Source organism: Actinoplanes hulinensis (assembly GCF_019429605.1).
Taxonomy (GTDB): domain Bacteria; phylum Actinomycetota; class Actinomycetes; order Mycobacteriales; family Micromonosporaceae; genus Actinoplanes; species Actinoplanes campanulatus.
Map to the genome: position 1 here is coordinate 179,322 of NZ_JAHXZI010000013.1, position 16,485 is coordinate 195,806.

The 16,485-nt window shown below is 71.2% G+C and carries 10 protein-coding genes; 6 read left to right on the forward strand and 4 right to left on the reverse strand.

The window, feature by feature from the left end:
- Positions 1-3,576 (reverse strand): nitrate reductase subunit alpha, encoded by a 3,576-nt coding sequence (locus KZ829_RS24825; RefSeq protein ID WP_220146311.1) that lies wholly within the window; start codon positions 3,574-3,576, stop codon positions 1-3.
- 133 nt (positions 3,577-3,709) lie between these two features.
- On the opposite strand from KZ829_RS24825, the gene KZ829_RS24830 reads away from it, so the two are divergent.
- Positions 3,710-4,912, forward strand: coding sequence for an MFS transporter (locus tag KZ829_RS24830; RefSeq protein WP_220146312.1), 1,203 nt, complete (start codon positions 3,710-3,712; stop codon positions 4,910-4,912).
- Between the two features lie 76 nt (positions 4,913-4,988).
- Here the strand turns inward: KZ829_RS24830 and KZ829_RS24835 are convergent, their stop codons facing one another.
- The gene (locus tag KZ829_RS24835) at positions 4,989-7,757 is read right to left on the reverse strand and encodes a S8 family serine peptidase (RefSeq protein ID WP_246636199.1); all 2,769 of its coding nucleotides are present in this window, start codon (positions 7,755-7,757) and stop codon (positions 4,989-4,991) included.
- A gap of 166 nt (positions 7,758-7,923) precedes the next feature.
- Here KZ829_RS24835 and KZ829_RS44140 point away from each other — a divergent pair, with 166 nt between their 5' ends.
- Positions 7,924-8,967: a M15 family metallopeptidase gene (locus KZ829_RS44140; RefSeq protein ID WP_308285645.1), complete on the forward strand. Its 1,044-nt coding sequence runs from the start codon at positions 7,924-7,926 to the stop codon at positions 8,965-8,967.
- 732 nt (positions 8,968-9,699) lie between these two features.
- Here KZ829_RS44140 and KZ829_RS24845 read toward each other — a convergent pair.
- Both KZ829_RS24845 and KZ829_RS24850 read right to left on the reverse strand, forming a co-directional pair.
- Complete coding sequence (locus KZ829_RS24845; RefSeq protein WP_220146314.1) at positions 9,700-11,157, reverse strand: SMP-30/gluconolactonase/LRE family protein; 1,458 nt, start codon at positions 11,155-11,157, stop codon at positions 9,700-9,702.
- A complete protein-coding gene (locus tag KZ829_RS24850; RefSeq protein ID WP_220146315.1) occupies positions 11,145-12,911 on the reverse strand; it encodes a flavin-containing monooxygenase in 1,767 nt (588 codons plus the stop codon). The genes KZ829_RS24845 and KZ829_RS24850 overlap by 13 nt, the downstream gene beginning before the upstream one ends.
- A gap of 228 nt (positions 12,912-13,139) precedes the next feature.
- Here KZ829_RS24850 and KZ829_RS24855 point away from each other — a divergent pair, with 228 nt between their 5' ends.
- Genes KZ829_RS24855 through KZ829_RS24870 form a run of 4 tightly spaced genes read left to right on the forward strand, consistent with a single transcriptional unit; the run spans position 13,140 to position 16,484 of the window.
- Positions 13,140-13,790 (forward strand): alpha/beta fold hydrolase, encoded by a 651-nt coding sequence (locus KZ829_RS24855; RefSeq protein ID WP_220146316.1) that lies wholly within the window; start codon positions 13,140-13,142, stop codon positions 13,788-13,790.
- Positions 13,784-14,980, forward strand: coding sequence for an MFS transporter (locus KZ829_RS24860; RefSeq protein WP_220146317.1), 1,197 nt, complete (start codon positions 13,784-13,786; stop codon positions 14,978-14,980). Before KZ829_RS24855 ends, KZ829_RS24860 begins: the two co-directional genes overlap by 7 nt.
- Positions 14,977-16,032, forward strand: a complete 1,056-nt coding sequence (locus KZ829_RS24865) for a thioesterase domain-containing protein (protein WP_220146318.1) — start codon at positions 14,977-14,979, stop codon at positions 16,030-16,032. The genes KZ829_RS24860 and KZ829_RS24865 overlap by 4 nt, the downstream gene beginning before the upstream one ends.
- A complete protein-coding gene (locus KZ829_RS24870) occupies positions 16,029-16,484 on the forward strand; it encodes an SAM-dependent methyltransferase (RefSeq protein WP_220146319.1) in 456 nt (151 codons plus the stop codon). The genes KZ829_RS24865 and KZ829_RS24870 overlap by 4 nt, the downstream gene beginning before the upstream one ends.
- Position 16,485: the final 1 nt, after the last annotated feature.

Here is a 16,485-nt window from a genome sequence, read left to right on the forward strand (position 1 = left end):
TCAGTACTCCACGTCCTGTGACCGGCGGCGGATGACGGTCACCTCGTCGCGCTGGTTGCCGGTCGGGCCGAGGTAGTTGAACGCGAACGACAACTGGGCGTACCCGCCGATGATGTGGGTGGGTTTGACCAGCAGCCGGGTCAGCGAGTTGTGGATGCCGCCGCGCCGGCCGTTGATCTCGGCTTTCGGCACGTCGATCACCCGCTCCTGGGCGTGGTAGAAGTACACCGTTCCCTCGGGCATCTTGTGCGACACGACGGCCCGGCAGACCACCACGCCGTTGCGGTTGACCGCCTCGATCCACTCGTTGTCGCGAACCTTGATCTTCGCGGCGTCCGCCTCGCTCATCCACATGGTCGGCCCGCCCCGGGACAGCGTCAGCATGATCAGGTTGTCCTGGTACTCGGAGTGGATCGACCACTTCGAGTGCGGCGTCAGGTAGCGCAGGGTGATCTCCAGCTCGCCGTTGCGCCCGAGCCGCGGTTCACCGAAGAGCTTGTGCATGTCCAGCGGCGGCCGGAAGATCGGCAGCGCCTCACCGGCCTCGTGCATCCAGTCGTGGTCGAGGAAGAAGTGCTGCCGCCCGGTCAGCGTGTGCCACGGTTTGAGCCGCTCCACGTTGATGGTGAACGGCGAGTAGCGGCGGCCGCCGGTCTCGCTGCCCGACCACTCCGGGCTGGTGATCACCGGAACCGGCCGGGCCTGGCAGTCGGCGAAGGTGATCTGCTTGCCCTCGTGCTCGGCGGCCAGGTCCGCGAGCCGCACCCCGGTACGTTTCTCCACGTCGTGGAAGCCCTCGGTGGCGACCCGCCCGTTGGTGGTGCCGGACAGCGCCAGGATCGCCTCGCACGCGTGGACGTCCTTGAGCAGCGACGGCCGGTCGCCGAGGACCACACCGTTCTTGCGGCGCAGGTACTCGATCTCCGGGTTGACGTCGACGTGCACGCCCTTGACGGTGGTGCCGAGCGTGTCGAGCAGCGGTCCGAGCGCGCCCAGCCGGTCGGCGACCGCCCCGTAGTCGCGTTCCACCACCACGATCTTCGGCATGGTCCGGCCGGGCACCGGCACCTCGCCGGTCTCCTGCCAGTCGACGACCCGACCGCACGGGGTGGCCATCGCGTCCGGCGTGTCGTGCAGCAGCGGCGCGGCCACCAGGTCCTTCCGTACCCCCAGATGGGTTTTCGCCAGGGCGGAGAAGTGCCGGGCCAGGCCGTGGAAGATGTCGAAGTCGGTCCGGGTCTGCCACGGCGGGCTGATCGCCGGGGTGAACGCGTGGATGAACGGGTGCATGTCCGTGGTGTTCAGGTCGTGCTTCTCGTACCAGGTGGCGGCCGGGAGCACGATGTCGGACAGCAGCGTGGTCGACGTCATCCGGAAGTCGAGGCTGAGCATCAGGTCGAGCTTGCCCTCGGGCGCCTCACCCTTGCCGGACACGTCGGTGGCCCGCAGGTTCGAACGGGTGCCGAGCAGATGCTTGAGGAAGTACTCGTTGCCCTTCGCCGACGAGCCGAGGATGTTGGCCCGCCAGGCGGTGAACACCCGGGGCCAGTTCTTCGGATCGTCCGGGTCGGCGCAGGCGAACCCGAGCCGCCCGGAGTGCAGCTCGCCCGCCACGTGGGAGCCCGGGTCGTCGCCGGCCTCGTCGGCCAGGTCCAGCGGGTTGCGGTCGAACGTCGGCATCGACGGCATCCAGCCCAGGCGCGCCGACTGGGCGAGCAGGTCCATGGTGTGCCGTCCGGCGAACTGACCGGTGCCGGTCGGTGACGCGATCACGTCGGCGGTGTAGGTGTCGTACCGCCACTGGTCGGTGTGCGTGTACCAGTACGCGGTGCCGATCATCTGCCGCGGCGGCCGCACCCAGTCCAGCGCGAAGGCGAGCTGCTGCCAGCCGGTGACCGGGCGGCACTTCTCCTGGCCCACGTAGTGCGCCCAGCCGCCGCCGTTGACACCCTGGCAGCCGGTCAGCGTGACCAGCGCCAGGATCGCCCGGTAGGTGGTGTCGCCGTGGAACCACTGGTTGACGCCCGCGCCGAGCAGGATCATCGACCGGCCGCCGGAGCGTTCCGCGTTGTCGGCGAACTCCCGCGCCACCCGGGCCACCTGGGCGGCCGGAACACCGGTGATCGGCTCCTGCCACGCCGGCGTGTAGGGCTCGTCCGGGTCGTCGTAGCCGGTCGGCCACTGCCCGGGCAGACCCGGTCGGGACACCCCGTACTGGGCCAGCATCAGGTCGAACACGCTGGTTACGAGGTGGCCGTCGATCATGCGGGTGGGTACGCTCCGGCGTACCGTGCCCGGCTCGTCGAGGTCGAAACGCGGCAGCACGATCTCCACCGCCGGGCCCGCGCCCAGGCAGGTCAGCGCCGGTTCGATGTCGCCGAGATCGAGATTCCACTGACCGGGCTCGTCGCCGAACCGGTGCCCGAGGCTGCCGCGCGGCACCGCGGGCGCACCGGTGGCCGAATCCCACACCACCGGCTTGAAATCGTCACCGTAGAACCGGTCCGGCTGGTAGGCGCCGTCCGGCCGCCGCCGCAGCGTGATCAGGTAGGGCAGGTCGGTGTACCTGCGCACGTAGTCGACGAACGGCGGGGTGCGCCGGTCGACGAAGAACTCCTTGAGGATCACGTGGCCCATCGCCATCGCCAGCGCCCCGTCGGCGCCCGGCTGCGCCGGCATCCACTCGTCGGCGAACTTCACGTTGTCGGCGAAGTCCGGGCTCACCACCACGACCTTCTGCCCCCGGTAGCGGGCCTCGGCCATCCAGTGCGCGTCCGGGGTCCGGGTGACCGGGATGTTGGAGCCCCACATCAGCAGGTAGGAGGCGTCCCACCAGTCGCCGGACTCGGGCACGTCGGTCTGGTCACCGAACACCTGCGGCGAGGCCACCGGCAGGTCGGCGTACCAGTCGTAGAACGACAGCATGGTGCCGCCGATCAGGCTCATGAACCGGGCGCCCACCGCGTGCGACACCATCGACATGGCCGGAATCGGGGAGAACCCGGCGATCCGGTCCGGACCGTACTCCTTGATCGCGTGCACGTGGGCGGCGGCGGCCATCTCCAGGGCCTCGTCCCAGTTCACCCGGACCAGGCCACCCTGGCCGCGGGCCAGCTGGTAGGCGCGCCGCTTCGCCGGATCGTTCTGGATCTCGGCCCACGCGGCCACCGGGTCACCGAGCCGCTGCCGCGCCTCCCGGAACATCTCGATCAGAACCCCTCGGGCGTACGGGTACCGCACGCGCGTGGGGGAGTAGGTGTACCAGGAGAACGCCGCCCCGCGCGGGCAGCCCCGTGGCTCGTACTCCGGGCGGTCCGGCCCGGCGGTCGGATAGTCGGTCTGCTGCTGCTCCCAGGTGATGATGCCGTCGCGGACATACACCTTCCACGAGCACGACCCGGTGCAGTTGACCCCGTGGGTGGAGCGCACCACCTTGTCGTACGACCAGCGATCGCGGTAGAAGGCGTCCGCCTCCCGCCCGCCGATCTGGTAGAGCGCCCGACCGTCCGGCGAGACCTTCGCCCGCCTGATCAGACCGCCGAACTGCAACAACGCCTGTCCGGAACCGTCCGCCATGGAGCGATCCTCCCGATTGATTTGCCTCGGTCCCACATTCGTACGAGCCGCGCCCCGGTGCAAGCGGAATGGCGAACCCGGCCCCGGATTTGTGTAACCCTGACCGGAGAAGACTGCCCACACGGAGAGACCGATGAGCACTTCACCGACGACCGGCCGCCCCAACCTGATGCTGTTCCTGGCCACCCTCGGGTTCGCCCTCAACTTCTGGGCCTGGGCGCTGCTCAGCCCGCTGGCCAGCAGATTCCAGGCCGAACTGGACCTCACCTCGTTCCAGCAGGCGCTGCTGGTGGCCGTACCGGTGGTGGTCGGCTCGGTCGGCCGCATCCCGGTCGGCGCGCTCACCGACCGCTACGGCGGCCGGACCATGTTCCCGCTGATCACAATGGTCACCATCGTCCCGGTTCTCTACCTGGGACTGTTCGGCCACGACGCCCTCGTCTCGCTGCTGGTCGGCGGGTTCTTCCTGGGCATCGCCGGCACCACCTTCGCGGTCGGTGTCCCGTTCGTCAACGCCTGGTTCCCGCCGGATCGGCGCGGCTTCGCGGTCGGCGTGTTCGGCGTCGGCATGGGCGGCACCGCGATCAGCGCCCTCACCACGGTCAAGCTGGTCGACGCCGGGAGCACGGCCACCCCGTTCCTGATCACGGCGGGGGCGCTGTTCGCGTACGCCGTCGTGGCCTGGCTGCTGCTGCGGGACGCGCCCGGCCGGACGGTGCCCACCGCGCCGCTCGCGCAACGCCTCGGCGCCGCGATGAGACTGCGGATCACCTGGCAGGCGTCGGCGCTGTACGCGGTCTCGTTCGGCGGCTACGTGGCGTTCTCGGTCTACCTGCCCGCCTACCTGAAGACCGCCTACGACCTGACCCCGGCCGACGCCTCCAACCGGATGGCCGGATTCGTGCTGCTCGCGGTGGTCATGCGGCCGGTCGGCGGCTGGCTCTCCGACCGGATGCCGCCGGCCCGGGTCCTGGCCGTGACCCTGGTCGTGGTGATGGCCGGCGCGCTGGTGCAGGCGTTCACGCCGCCGCTCATGCCGCTGGGCACGATCGCGTTCCTGTCCATGGCCGCCGCCCTCGGCGCGGGCAGCGGTGCGACGTTCGCGCTGGTCGCGCAGCTGACGCCGGCCGCTCAGGTCGGTTCCGTGACCGGCATCGTCGGCGCCGCGGGTGGGCTCGGCGGGTTCGTGCCACCGCTGGTCATGGGCGGCATCTACCAGCGGTTCGACTCGTACGCGCTGGGCCTGGTCCTGCTGGCCCTGGTGGCCGGCGCCGCCCTGCTGCTCGACGTGCTCTCGGTGGGCCGCCCCCGCCCGGGCAGCGTCGCCCACGCGTGACGGGGACCGTCCGGGCGCGTGCGTCCTTTGATGGGGGACCGCCCGGGCGCGTGCGCACACGCCCGGACGGCCGCCATCAGGCCGGGTCGTAACCGGCGATGTGCAGCGAGAACGCCCGGATCGACCCGGTGTCCGCGCCGACCCGGTCGGCGACGTGCAGCGTCCACGTCCCGTCGACCGGTGCGGTCCGCAGCGCCGACAGCGGGGTGGCCGGCTTCCAGCTGCCGGTGAACGGCGCGTTGCTGGACAGCGCCGACGCGAACGGTGTCGCGGCCGCGTCGTCGAACACCGCCTGGCACAGGTTGTTGCCGCTGCCCCCGGTCCGCGAGAACAGCGTCACCGAACGGCCGTCCGGCGCCTTCAGCGTGCCGATCAGGTCGCCCACGAAGGTGTGGTCGACGCCGACCGTGGTGGCGCCGGTGGCCGTGGAGCACTCGGTGCCGTCGATCGACACGGTCAGCGCCGACGCGAACCCGACGCCGCTGACCTCGACCGCGGCGGAGGCCCCGGTCGGGTCGTTGTCCGGGATCGGCACCACCGCGCCGCCGTAGGCGAAGTCGCGCACCGTCGCCGACGGCTGTCCCACCGGCACGTTCACCGTCCGGGCGGTCGGCGACAGCACCCCGGCGAAGGTGACCCGGGTCTGCAACGTCACCGGCCGGCCCAGCGGGTAGTCGGCGGCCAGCGTCACCGTGTAGTCCCGGGTCTTGGACGCGCCCGCCGCGATGGTGCCGTACGACCGGGACCGCGGCGTGACCGTCACGCCCGGATCCGAGGTGGACACCACCACGCTGACCCCGGTCGCCGTGCCGTCGCCCTCGTTGACGGCGGGCACCGTGACCGTGGCCTTCTCACCCGGCTCCAGGTGGGCGTCACCGTCGCCGGTGGTCGGGGTGACCGTCGGCTCACCGGCCCGGACCAGCGGCTGCGGGGTGGCGCCGGTGTTGCGCAGCAGCAGGTCGGCCCGGATCACGCCGTTGCCGGTGCGCTGGTCGAACCCGGCCGGCGCCAGGTCCAGGGCGGTCGACGTGAACGCGGCCCGGATCTCCTCGCCGGTCATCCCCGGGTTGCCGGAGAGCGCCAGCGCGGCGATCGCGGCGGCGTGCGGCGCCGACGCCGAGGTGCCGAAGAACGGGTTGAAGTCGGACAGTGACGTGGCCACCCCGTCGGCCGCGGTGATCTGCGGTTTGACCCGCACCACACCACCGGTCGAGGAGAGGTTCCCCGGCGTGTACGGCGTGCCGTCGGCGGCGTAGAACACCCGGCGCGGCCCGTCCGAGGTGAACCGTTCCGGCTGTGACTGCCGGGTGTGCACGTTCGGGTACGGGCCGACCGGGTTCGCCGGGTCGCCGGTCTCCAGGTCGAACGGCAGCGCGGCGGCCGCCGGGGTGGCCGCCACGGCGAACGCGTTCTCGGCGGCGCTGTGCCCGCGCAGCACACCCGGGGTGGAGAACCCCATCCGGCCGCGGAACACGGTGAGCTGCAGGTACCGGTCGGCGCCGGCGAACTTGACGACCGCCACCTTCTGGCCGGTGGTGGCGCCGGTCTGGAGGATCTCCCACGGGTCGTCGTCGCCGTCCTGCACGTCCTGGGAGAACGACGTCACGTTGCCGGCCGAGTTGATCAGGTACAGGTCGTAGTCGTTGGCCGAACCGGCCAGCGGGTCCGCCCACCACAGGGTGGTGATCCGGCCGTCGCTGTTCGGCGACAGCGGGTTGAGGATCGACACGCCCTCGCCCGGGTCGAAGTCGTGCGCGTCCCCGGCGAACTTGCCTAGGCCCAGCCCCGAGTCGGCGAAGTCGCCCTCCCAGTTGCCGGAGGACCCGTCGAGGGTGTTGCCCTCGTTGCCGGCCGAGCTGAAGTAGTACGCGCCGTCCGCGGTCACCGCGTTGACCGCCTGCGCCGGCAGACCGTCCTGGAACGGGCTCTCGTGGTAGTAGACGACGTCGTCGACGATGATGTCGCAGCCGCCGGTGAAGCGCAGCGCCCGGATGTTCTCGGCGAAGCTGGCCTCGCTGGTGAACGCCGTCGCGAAGCCCAGCTCGGCGTTCGGCACCAGGTCGTGGATGATCTCCAGCATCGCGGTGCCCTCGTCGCCGCTGCCCTCCTGGCCGGGCAGCACGTCGACGTCGGCGGGCAGGTCACCGGAGGCCTGCGAGTCGGCGAGCGAGTCCACGCCGTCGGACAGGGCGCAGACCTTCACCCCCACGCCGGTCACCTTGTGCCTGGTCCGGGCCGTGTCGGCGGCGTGTGTGCGGTCGCCCTCGGAGACGACCGAGCCGGCGGCCGCCGTGGTCAGTTTCGGGGCCGTCCTGAGAGCCGTCTCGATCCGGGCGGTCTTGCTCTCCTTGGACTCGTTCTTCGGTTTGGCGTCCGGGTCCCTCTGGTGGCCGGTGATCGCGCCGTGTTCCAGGTTGACCGCGGTCACGTCCTTCCAGGAGGCGATCTCCGGCAGCGTGCCGAGCGGCGCCTCCACCAGGACCGTACCGGTCTGTGCGGACGGGAAACGGATCCCCGCGCCGGCCTTGCGGAGCCGGCCGAGCAGGTCGTCGCCGACCTTCTCGGCGTGCACCTCGACCTCGACCGTGCCGGACTTGGTGACCTCGACGCCGGTGGTGAGCGCCGGCAGCGCGCTCGTGGCCACCTTGCTGTTCCGTTTGCGCAGTTCGACGGCGAGCCGGCTGTCGAGCTTGCGCTCGTCCGGGCTCATCGACTTCTTGAGTTCCTGCAGGGCGGCGATCTGCGCGTACGCGTGATCGTCGGGTGATTCCGCCCGGGCCGCGGTGCCGGTGATCCCGACCACGGTGGCGCCGATAGCGAGCGCAGCAACGGTTCTTCGAAGCATGCAGTCCCCCACTGGCATCTATCGATTCGATGTCCGTGGATGTTATCGGGATCGGGATCAATGTTCGAGCACCGCAACCGGATCGCTCTCCGACCGGATCGGCGGCCGCACCCGCCGGACCGCACGGTGGTACGTCCACGCACCGGAAGGCAAGGAGCGCACTGAGGTGAGAAAGACACGGATCATCACCGCGATGGCCACGGCGATCGCGGTCGCTGCCCCGATCGTCGGCACCCCCGGCACTGCCCACGCCGCGGTCCCCGGAGTCGCGCAGAACTACAGCAAGCTCATGTACCGCAGCCTCACCGTCGACGCGACCAAGGCGGCGCTGCGCAAGACCCTGACCGTCCAGAAGGCGGCGCTCAAGACCCGTACCACCGAGGTCACCGCCGCCACCAGGGCCGACGCCGCCGCCCGGAAGAAGCTTGCCGATGTCACCACGGCGCACGCGGCCGTACACGAACGGCTCAAGACCGCCGAACGCGGACTCTCTGACACCAAGAACAGACTGGCCCGCGCGAAGAAGCAGCGCCCGCGCAGCAAGAAGGCCGTCACCAGTGCGACCAAGGCCGTGACCTCGGCCACCGCCACCCGCGACGCCCGCCGCAAGAGGCTGCACGAGGCCGCCACCGTCCTGCGCGCCGCCAAGGCCCAGGCCAGGACCGCCGCCACCGGCCTGCAGAAGGCGGCCGCCGTGCGCCAGGCCGCCGCCGCGGCGATCCCGAAGACCGAGCAGCGCATCGCCACCGCCGGAACCGCGGCCGGCTTCGCCGCGCAGGCCACCACGCTCAGCCGCGACGTGGTCACCGAGATCCGCCCGAAGTTCGCCCTGGCCGACACCACCACGGTCTACGGCACCACGGTCCACCGCAACGTCGCCTACGCCTTCAAGCGGATGGTCGACGACGCCCGCGCCGACGGTGTCGCCATCTCCGGAGGCGGCTTCCGCACCAAGCAACGGCAGGTCGAACTCCGCAAGATCAACGGCTGCCCCGACGTGTGGACCGCGCCGGCCTCCTCCTGCCGCGTCCCGACCGCCATCCCGGGCCGCTCCCTGCACGAACTCGGCCTGGCCGTCGACGTCACCTCCGACGGCAAAACCTTGACCAAGAAGACCAAGGCCTTCAAGTGGCTGTCCGCCAACGCCGCGAAATACGGCTACGTCAACCTGCCCTCCGAGGCCTGGCACTGGTCCATCACCGGCGGCTGACCCTTTCCCGGCACGATCTTCCAAACCCGTTTCCGGTACGCCCGACCCCGTCCCGTTCCGATCAGGGCCGTTCCGCCCTGCCACGCGATCTCGCTGCCCGGTCCGGCCTGTGCCGCGCCCGCCGGGCTCAGATCGGTGGCCGGGCGGGCCGGCCCGGTCGCCACCACCCATCTGTCGTCGCTCCCGGCCGTTTCGGTCAGGCTGGGCGGGTGGTCGCGGTGTCGGCGGCCCGGCTTGCCCTCAGCAGTCGCGCTGGGTGGTGTTGCTGGCCAGCCCGTCCGGGTGGCGCGATCTTGAGTGATCGTGACTGTCCGCGCGTCCCCGATTGCCCAAGATCTATCTTCCCTGGAAGATCTTGGGCGACTATTGACCGCCGGATGGCAACCAGGCATCAAGATCGGCCCGACAGTCACAATCGCCCAAGATCGCTGGCGAGTCGGGCTGATGCCGCGGCCATCCGAATGCGCGACTCGACATCGCGGCACTGCCGCAACCACCCGCCTGGCGTGAGTGGCGTGACGGCTGAGAGTGGCGCCTCGGTTGCCTGGCGGCCACAACCGCGACCCCCCGGAGTGAGCGGTAGCACATGCGGGGGCGTCCAACCGATCTACGCCCGGCGGGGGCGGCAATGGCTGAAGTGGGCAGCGAGAGGGGCCGGGCGGGCGGAACGGCCCCAAAACGAACGGGACGAGGTCGCGCGTACCGGAAGACAGCTCGCCCCACGAAAGCCCTTCAGAAGCGGAGGATGCTGCCCTCCGCGTTGCCGGCCAGGTAGAGAGCGCCGTCCGGGCCGGTGGCCAGGCCCGCGAAGGGGCGCGGCACGCCGGGCAGGTCGTGCACCATGAGGGCCGGCTGCGGGTCGCGGGGTGGCACGACCGGCAGGTCCTCGGCCAGCACCCGCGGTTCCGGCCCGAGCGCGATCAGGCGGCGGCGGCCCGACTCGACGACCACCGGGCGGCCGTCGGCGATGGCCAGGCCCTGCGGGGCGGACAGGCCCTCGGCCACGGCGACCGGCTTGCCGTCCTCGAGGCGATGGACCGCGCCGTGCTCCTCGTCGCTGACATAGCAGCGGCCCTCCGCGTCGACCGCGACCCCGGCCGGCCGGCCCAGCCCCTCGGCCAGCACCTCGACCGTGTCGTCGACGGTGATCGCCAGCACCCGGCCGGCACCGGACTCGGCGATCACCACGGCGCCGTCCGGGCGTACCGCGATGCCGAGAGGGTGATTCAACGCGACCTCGCGCATCCGCAGCGATCCGGAGATCCGGTCGTAGGTTCCGGTCTGGCCGTACTGCGAGGTGAAATGCAGCTGGTCGCCGGAGGCGGCCAGGCCGTGCGCGAACGGCAGCAGCGCCCGGTCGATCCGGTAGTGGTCGGCGGTGTGCACCTTCCCGTCGTCGTCCACCGCCACGCCGTAGGGGCCCGCGAAGCCGTGCGGCACGATCTCCCGGGTGGTCCCGTCCGGCAGCACCTCGGTGATTCCGGCCGAGGCGAAACTGGACACGAACATCCGGTTGTCGGCCGAGAACGCCGCGTTGTCCAGGCCGGGCACCCCGGTCGCGATCGTGGTCCGCCGGTCGCCGTCGATGCGCACGATGGTGCCGTTCTCGTCGACGAGCAGCACGTGCAGGACGCCGTTGCGATCGAAGCGGACGGCCACGGTCTGCGGCAGCTCGTCGGCGAACAGCTCCGGTTCGCCACCGTCGGGGCCGACCCGGTGGACCGAACCCGGGAACATGTGCGGGAAGTAGAGGCGCCCGTCCGGGCCGGCCTGCATGGCGTTGCCCAGCATCAGGCCCTCGGCCAGCACGGCCGGCTCACCCGCGCCGATCTCCAGCACCCGGCCGGCGAAGGCCATCTCGTTGACGAACAGCCGGTTGCCGAGGCAGCAGATGCCGTTCGGGTTGCGGATGCCCTCGGCCACCACGCTCAGCTCGCCGGCCGGGGTACGCCGCCACACCAGGCCGGGCGCCAGGTCGACGACGTACAGGTTGCCGTCGGCGTCGAACGCCAGATCGTCGGGGGACTGCAACGGCCCGTCCGCGCCGATCAGCACCGACACCTCGCCGGTGTGCACGTCGACCGTGCGGATCCGCCCGGCCAGGTACTCGGCCACGTACAGCAGCCCGTCCGGGCCGAACGCGATGCCGTTCGACCCGCGCAGCGGTGAGGGTCCGGTCAGCCGTTCCACAGCACCTGCTCCATTCCTCCGTCGGTACGCCAGCGGCGCAGGGTGTCATGGAAGACGATCGGGCCCGGACCGAACGAGAAGGTCGCCGCCATCGGCTGGCCCTCGTTGTTGTAGTAGCCGGGCGTGCACTCGGCCTGGAACGCGTAACTGCTGTGCGCGTTGCGGTCGATGGTGGCGGCCCACTCGTCCTCGGCGTCCAGCGTCGGCTCGATCCGCGGGGCGCCCCGCTCGCCGGCCTCGGCGACCATCGCGCCGATGTGGGTGGCCTGCTCCTGGAGGATGTGGACGAAGTTCACCGCGTTCGCGTTGTGGATCGGCCCGAGCTGGAACAGGTTCGGGAAGCCGTGGCTGGTGAGCCCGTGCAGCGTCCGGAAGCCGGTCGCCCAGTGCTCGAAGATGTCGCGCCCGCCGCGGCCGGTCACCCGCAACGTCCCGGACAGCACCCCGGAGATGCCGACCTCGAACCCGGTGGCGAAGATGACGCAGTCCACCTCGTACTCCTGGTCGCCGACCACGACCGAGGTCGCCGTCATCCGGGTGACGCCGCCGTGGTCCGCGGTGTCCACCAGCGTGACGTTCGGCCGGTTGAACGCCTGGAGATAGTGGTCGCTGAACGTGGGGCGTTTGCACATGTACCGGTACCAGGGCTTCAGCAGCTCGGCCACGGCCGGGTCGGCGACCACCTCGTCCACCCGGGCGCGGATGCCGTCCATCGTCGCCGCGTCGGCCAGCTCCAGCTGCTCGTCGGTCAGCCCGGAGTGGGTGCCGCTCAGGAACACGCGCTGGAGCTTGGCGGTCGCCGTCCACCGGTCGTCGATCAGGTCCACGTCGGCGTGCCCGCCGCTGACGATGGTCAGGAAGTTGTCCATCCGCTCCCGCTGCCAGCCCGGCTTCAGATCAGCGGCCCAGGAAGGGTCGGTGGGCCGGTTGTCGCGGAGGTCCACCGTCGACGGGGTGCGCTGGAAGACGAACAGGTGCCCGGCCGACTCGGCCAGATGCGGGATCACCTGGATCCCGGTGGCGCCGGTGCCGATCACCGCCACCCGCCTGCCGGCCAGCCCGTCCAGGCCGCCGGTCTGGTCGCCGCCGGTGTAGCCGTAGTCCCACCGGCTGGTGTGGAAGGTGTGGCCCCGGAACTCGTCGATGCCGGGGATGCCGGGGAGCTTCGCCTGGGTCAGCAGACCCGAGGAGATCACCACGTACCGGGACCGGAACGCGTCACCCCGGTCGGTGGTCACCTGCCACTCGCACGTGTCGTCGTCCCAGGTCAGCGACGTGACCTTGGTGTGGAACAGGGTGTCCTGGTAGAGGTCGAACCGCTTGCCGATCGCCACCGCGTGCTGCCGGATCTCCTCGCCCGGGGCGTACCGCCACTTCGGGACGTAGCCGACCTCCTCCAGCAGCGGCATGTAGACGGTCGCCTCGATGTCGCAGTGGATGCCGGGGTAGCGGTTCCAGTACCAGGTGCCGCCGAAGTCGCCCGCCTCGTCGATCATCCGGATGTCCCGCACACCCGCCTGGCGCAGCCGCGCCCCGGTGAGCAGACCGCCGAACCCGCCGCCGATCACCGTTGCCTCGACCCGGTCGGACACCGGATCGCGCTCGATGCGCTCGGTGTACGGATCCTTCGCGTAGTAGCCGAACTCGCCGCCGGCCGTGGAGCGGTACTGCCCGCCGGCGTCCGGCCGGATCCGGCGGTCGCGCTCGGCACGGTATCTCGCGCGCAGCGCTTCGATGTCGCGGGTCGTGGACATACGTCCCCTTCCGACAGGGCCCCGTGGGCGTGCATCGCCGAACGAAAGCTAAGCCGCGCGCGAACTTTAAAGCAAGTGACTGGCGAAAGGTCCACATTGATCAACACATCGAGTCAGGCGGATCTCTGCCATGCGGAGATCCGACAGCGGAGAGGGCTTCCTCACCGGCGAGGTGAAGAAAGAGGATGACCGAGGCGAACCTGACCGAACTAACACGGGGATGACAGTTTGAGCAGGTCAACAACGCCGGCGCTGGCCGGCGTACCAGAGATTCAGCTGATCGACTTCGACCTGGTCACCGGGCCGGCCGGGCCGTCCCGGCTGTTCCTGCACGGTTTCGGCGGCGACAAACACCAGCTGCGCGGGCTGGGCGACGCGCTGCCGCAGGCGAGCCGGTCGATGTACGTGTCGCTGCGCGCCCACGGCGACAGCCCCCGCCCGGCCTGGGGCTACTCGGTCCTCGACTTCGCCGCCGACGTGCACCGGGTCGCCGACCTGCTGCGGCCGCCGGTCGACGTGATCGCCTACTCGTACGGCGCCCTGGTCGGCGCCGCATGCGCCGCCACCTGGGGCGACGGCCTGATCCGCAGTCTCGTGGTGATCGACCAGTCGTTCACCGCCGACCCGGCCCAGCACGAGGCCGACGAGTGGGCCGAGGGCAGCTACCTGCGGTGGATGTACCGGTACGGCCGCATGGTCGAGCGCCTCGGCATCCCGGTGCACGTGCTCGCCGCCCAGCACAGCGACATGATCGGCCCGGAGGAACGGGGCCGGATGACCGCCGCCGGGATCCGCGTCACCACCATCCCCGGCGACCACGGCGGCTGCCTCGACGACCCGGCCCGCCTCGCCGCGGTCATCACCGGGCGCCCATGCTGACCGGCCCAGCCCGGAAACTGGTGACCGCACAGCTGGTCACCAACATCGGCAACGGCGCGTTCGCCACCTGCTCGGCCCTCTACTTCACCCAGGTCCTCGGGTTCTCCCCGGCGGCGCTCGGCCTCGGCCTGGCCGCCGCCGGAGTCGCGGGCGTGCTGGCCGGTGTCCCGGCCGGCCACCTCGCCGACCGGTACGGCGCCCGCCGCGTCGCCGTCCTGCTGGTCGCCCTCACCGGCGTGGCGGCGGCCGGCTACATCGTCCTCGGCTCGTACCCGGCGTTCGTCGCGATCGCCTGCGCGTGGGCGCTGTTCGACCGCGGCGGATACGCGGCCCGGCAGGCCCTGATGGCCGCCGTCCTCTCCGGGCAGGACCTGGTCCAGGCCCGCGCCCGGCTGCGCGTGGTCACCAACATCGGCATGGCGATCGGCGCCGGCGTCGGGGCGCTGGCGCTGGCGGCGGACACCCCGCAGGCGTACCGGATCGTGCTCGGCCTGGACGCGCTGACGTTCCTCGGCTGCGCCGTCCTGCTGCGCCGGCTGCCCGCCGCCCCGCCCACCGCAGCCGTTCGGCAACCCGGCGAGCCTCGCCTGGCCGTCCTGCGGGACCGGCCCTACGCCACGATCACCCTGCTCTCCATGGTGATGTCGCTGCACGTGCCGGTGCTCGACGTGATCCTGCCGCTGTGGATCGTGCTGCACACCGACGCGCCGAAACCACTGACCGCCGCCCTGGTCGTGCTGAACACGGTCACCGTCGTGCTGTTGCAGGTGCGGGTCACGACCGGCATCGACACCGTGCCCACGGCGGTGCGCGCCACCCGTACCGCTGCTCTGGTCCTGGCAGGCATGTGCCTGTTCTTCGCGGCATCCGACGGGCGTGACGCCGTGGTGGCGACGGTGCTGCTGGTCGCCGCCGCGGGCCTGCACGTCTACGGCGAGATGGTCCAGTCGTCGGCCGCCTGGGTGTTCGCCTACGAACTCGCGCCACCCGACCGGCAGGGCCAGTACCAGGGCTTCTTCAACTCCGGTACGGCCGTGTCGCAGATGGTCGCCCCGGCCGCCCTGACCCTGCTGCTGATCGAGGGCGGCCGGCCGGGCTGGCTCGTGCTGGCCGCCGCCTTCCTGGCCGCCGGCTGGGCGACCGGCCCGGCCACCACCCGCGCCCACCAGTACGAACGGAGCACCCCTTGACGACCGTCGCGCCGCGTGACCCGGCCGAACTCCAGATCGCCGACCTGTGGCGGGAGATCATCGGCATCCCCGAGGTGGGGGTGCACGACGACTTCTTCGAGGTCGGCGGGCACTCGCTGCTGGCGATCAGCGTGGTGGTCGGCATCCGCCGGCTGTTCGGGGTGGACGTCACCGCCGGGCAGCTCCTCGAAGCCAACACCATCGCGAAACTCGCCGAGATCGTCCGCGGCGGCAACCCGGGGGAGGCGCCCAGCCCGCTGGCCCGGCTGCGGCACGGCGACCCGGAGCTGGCCCCGGTCTACGGGCTCCCGCCGGTCTCCGGCACCACCCTGGTCTACGTACGGCTCATGCAGGCGCTGCCCCGCAACCGGCCGTTCTGGGCGTTGCAGTCGGTCGGCCTCCAACCGGGGGAGCAGCCGCTCACCACGGTCGAGGACGTGGCCGCCGACTTCATTGCCCGGGCCCGCAAGGTTCACCCGGCCGGGAAACCGTGGCACCTGGCCGGCTACTCGATGGGCGGTGTCTACGCCTACGAGATCGCCAAACAGTTGCACGCCGCCGGGGAACCGGTCGGCCTGGTCGGGCTGCTGGACACCCGGCCCACCGCGGACACCGGCGGCGACGAGGACTACGCGCTCAACGCCCTGCTGCGCCGCGGCCTCAAGCTCGACCTCGACCTGGACGAGGTGCGGGCCATGGAACCGGGCGCCCGCGCCGAGCTGCTGCTGACCGAGGCGGTCGCGGCCGGCACCGTACCGGCCGACTTCGACCGCGACCGGCTGCTGCGGATGGTCGACATGTACCGCTACAACCTGGAGGCCCTGGTCGGCTACGACCCGGCCGGCTACCCGGGCACCGTCACCCTCTACCGGGTGACCGACCACGCCATGGAGCCGGTCCTGCTGCCGCGTGACCTCGACTGGACCCGGCGGGCCGGTGAACTCGTCGTCCACGACGTGCCGGGCCACCACTTCAGCATGATCGAACCCGGCCAGGTGGAGACCATCGCCGCCCTGATCGACGCCGCCACAACCACGGAGGAAGAACAGTGACACCGATCGGCATCGTCCGCAACGAGCGCATCACCCCCGAGGACGACCACTGGGGCAAGGTCGACTCGGTGATCGAACTCGACGCCACCCAAGTCGACGCCGACGCCACCCTCGGGCTGGAGGAGTTCTCCCACATCGAGGTGGTCTTCTCCTTCCATCTGTGCGACCCGGCCAGGACCACCCGCGGCGCCCGGCACCCGCGCGGCAACACCGCCCTGCCGAAGGTCGGGGTGCTCGCCCAGCGGGTCAAGGACCGCCCCAACCACCTGGGCGTCTCCCGCTGCGAGCTGATCCGCGCCGACGGGCTGCGCCTGCACGTCCGCGGCCTCGACGCCATCGACGGCACTCCCGTGCTGGACGTCAAGGCGTTCCTGAGCGCCATGGTCCCGCCCGTCGAGGCCGTCCGCGAACCCGGCTGGGTGCACGACGTCATGAAGTCCTATTACCTCTAGG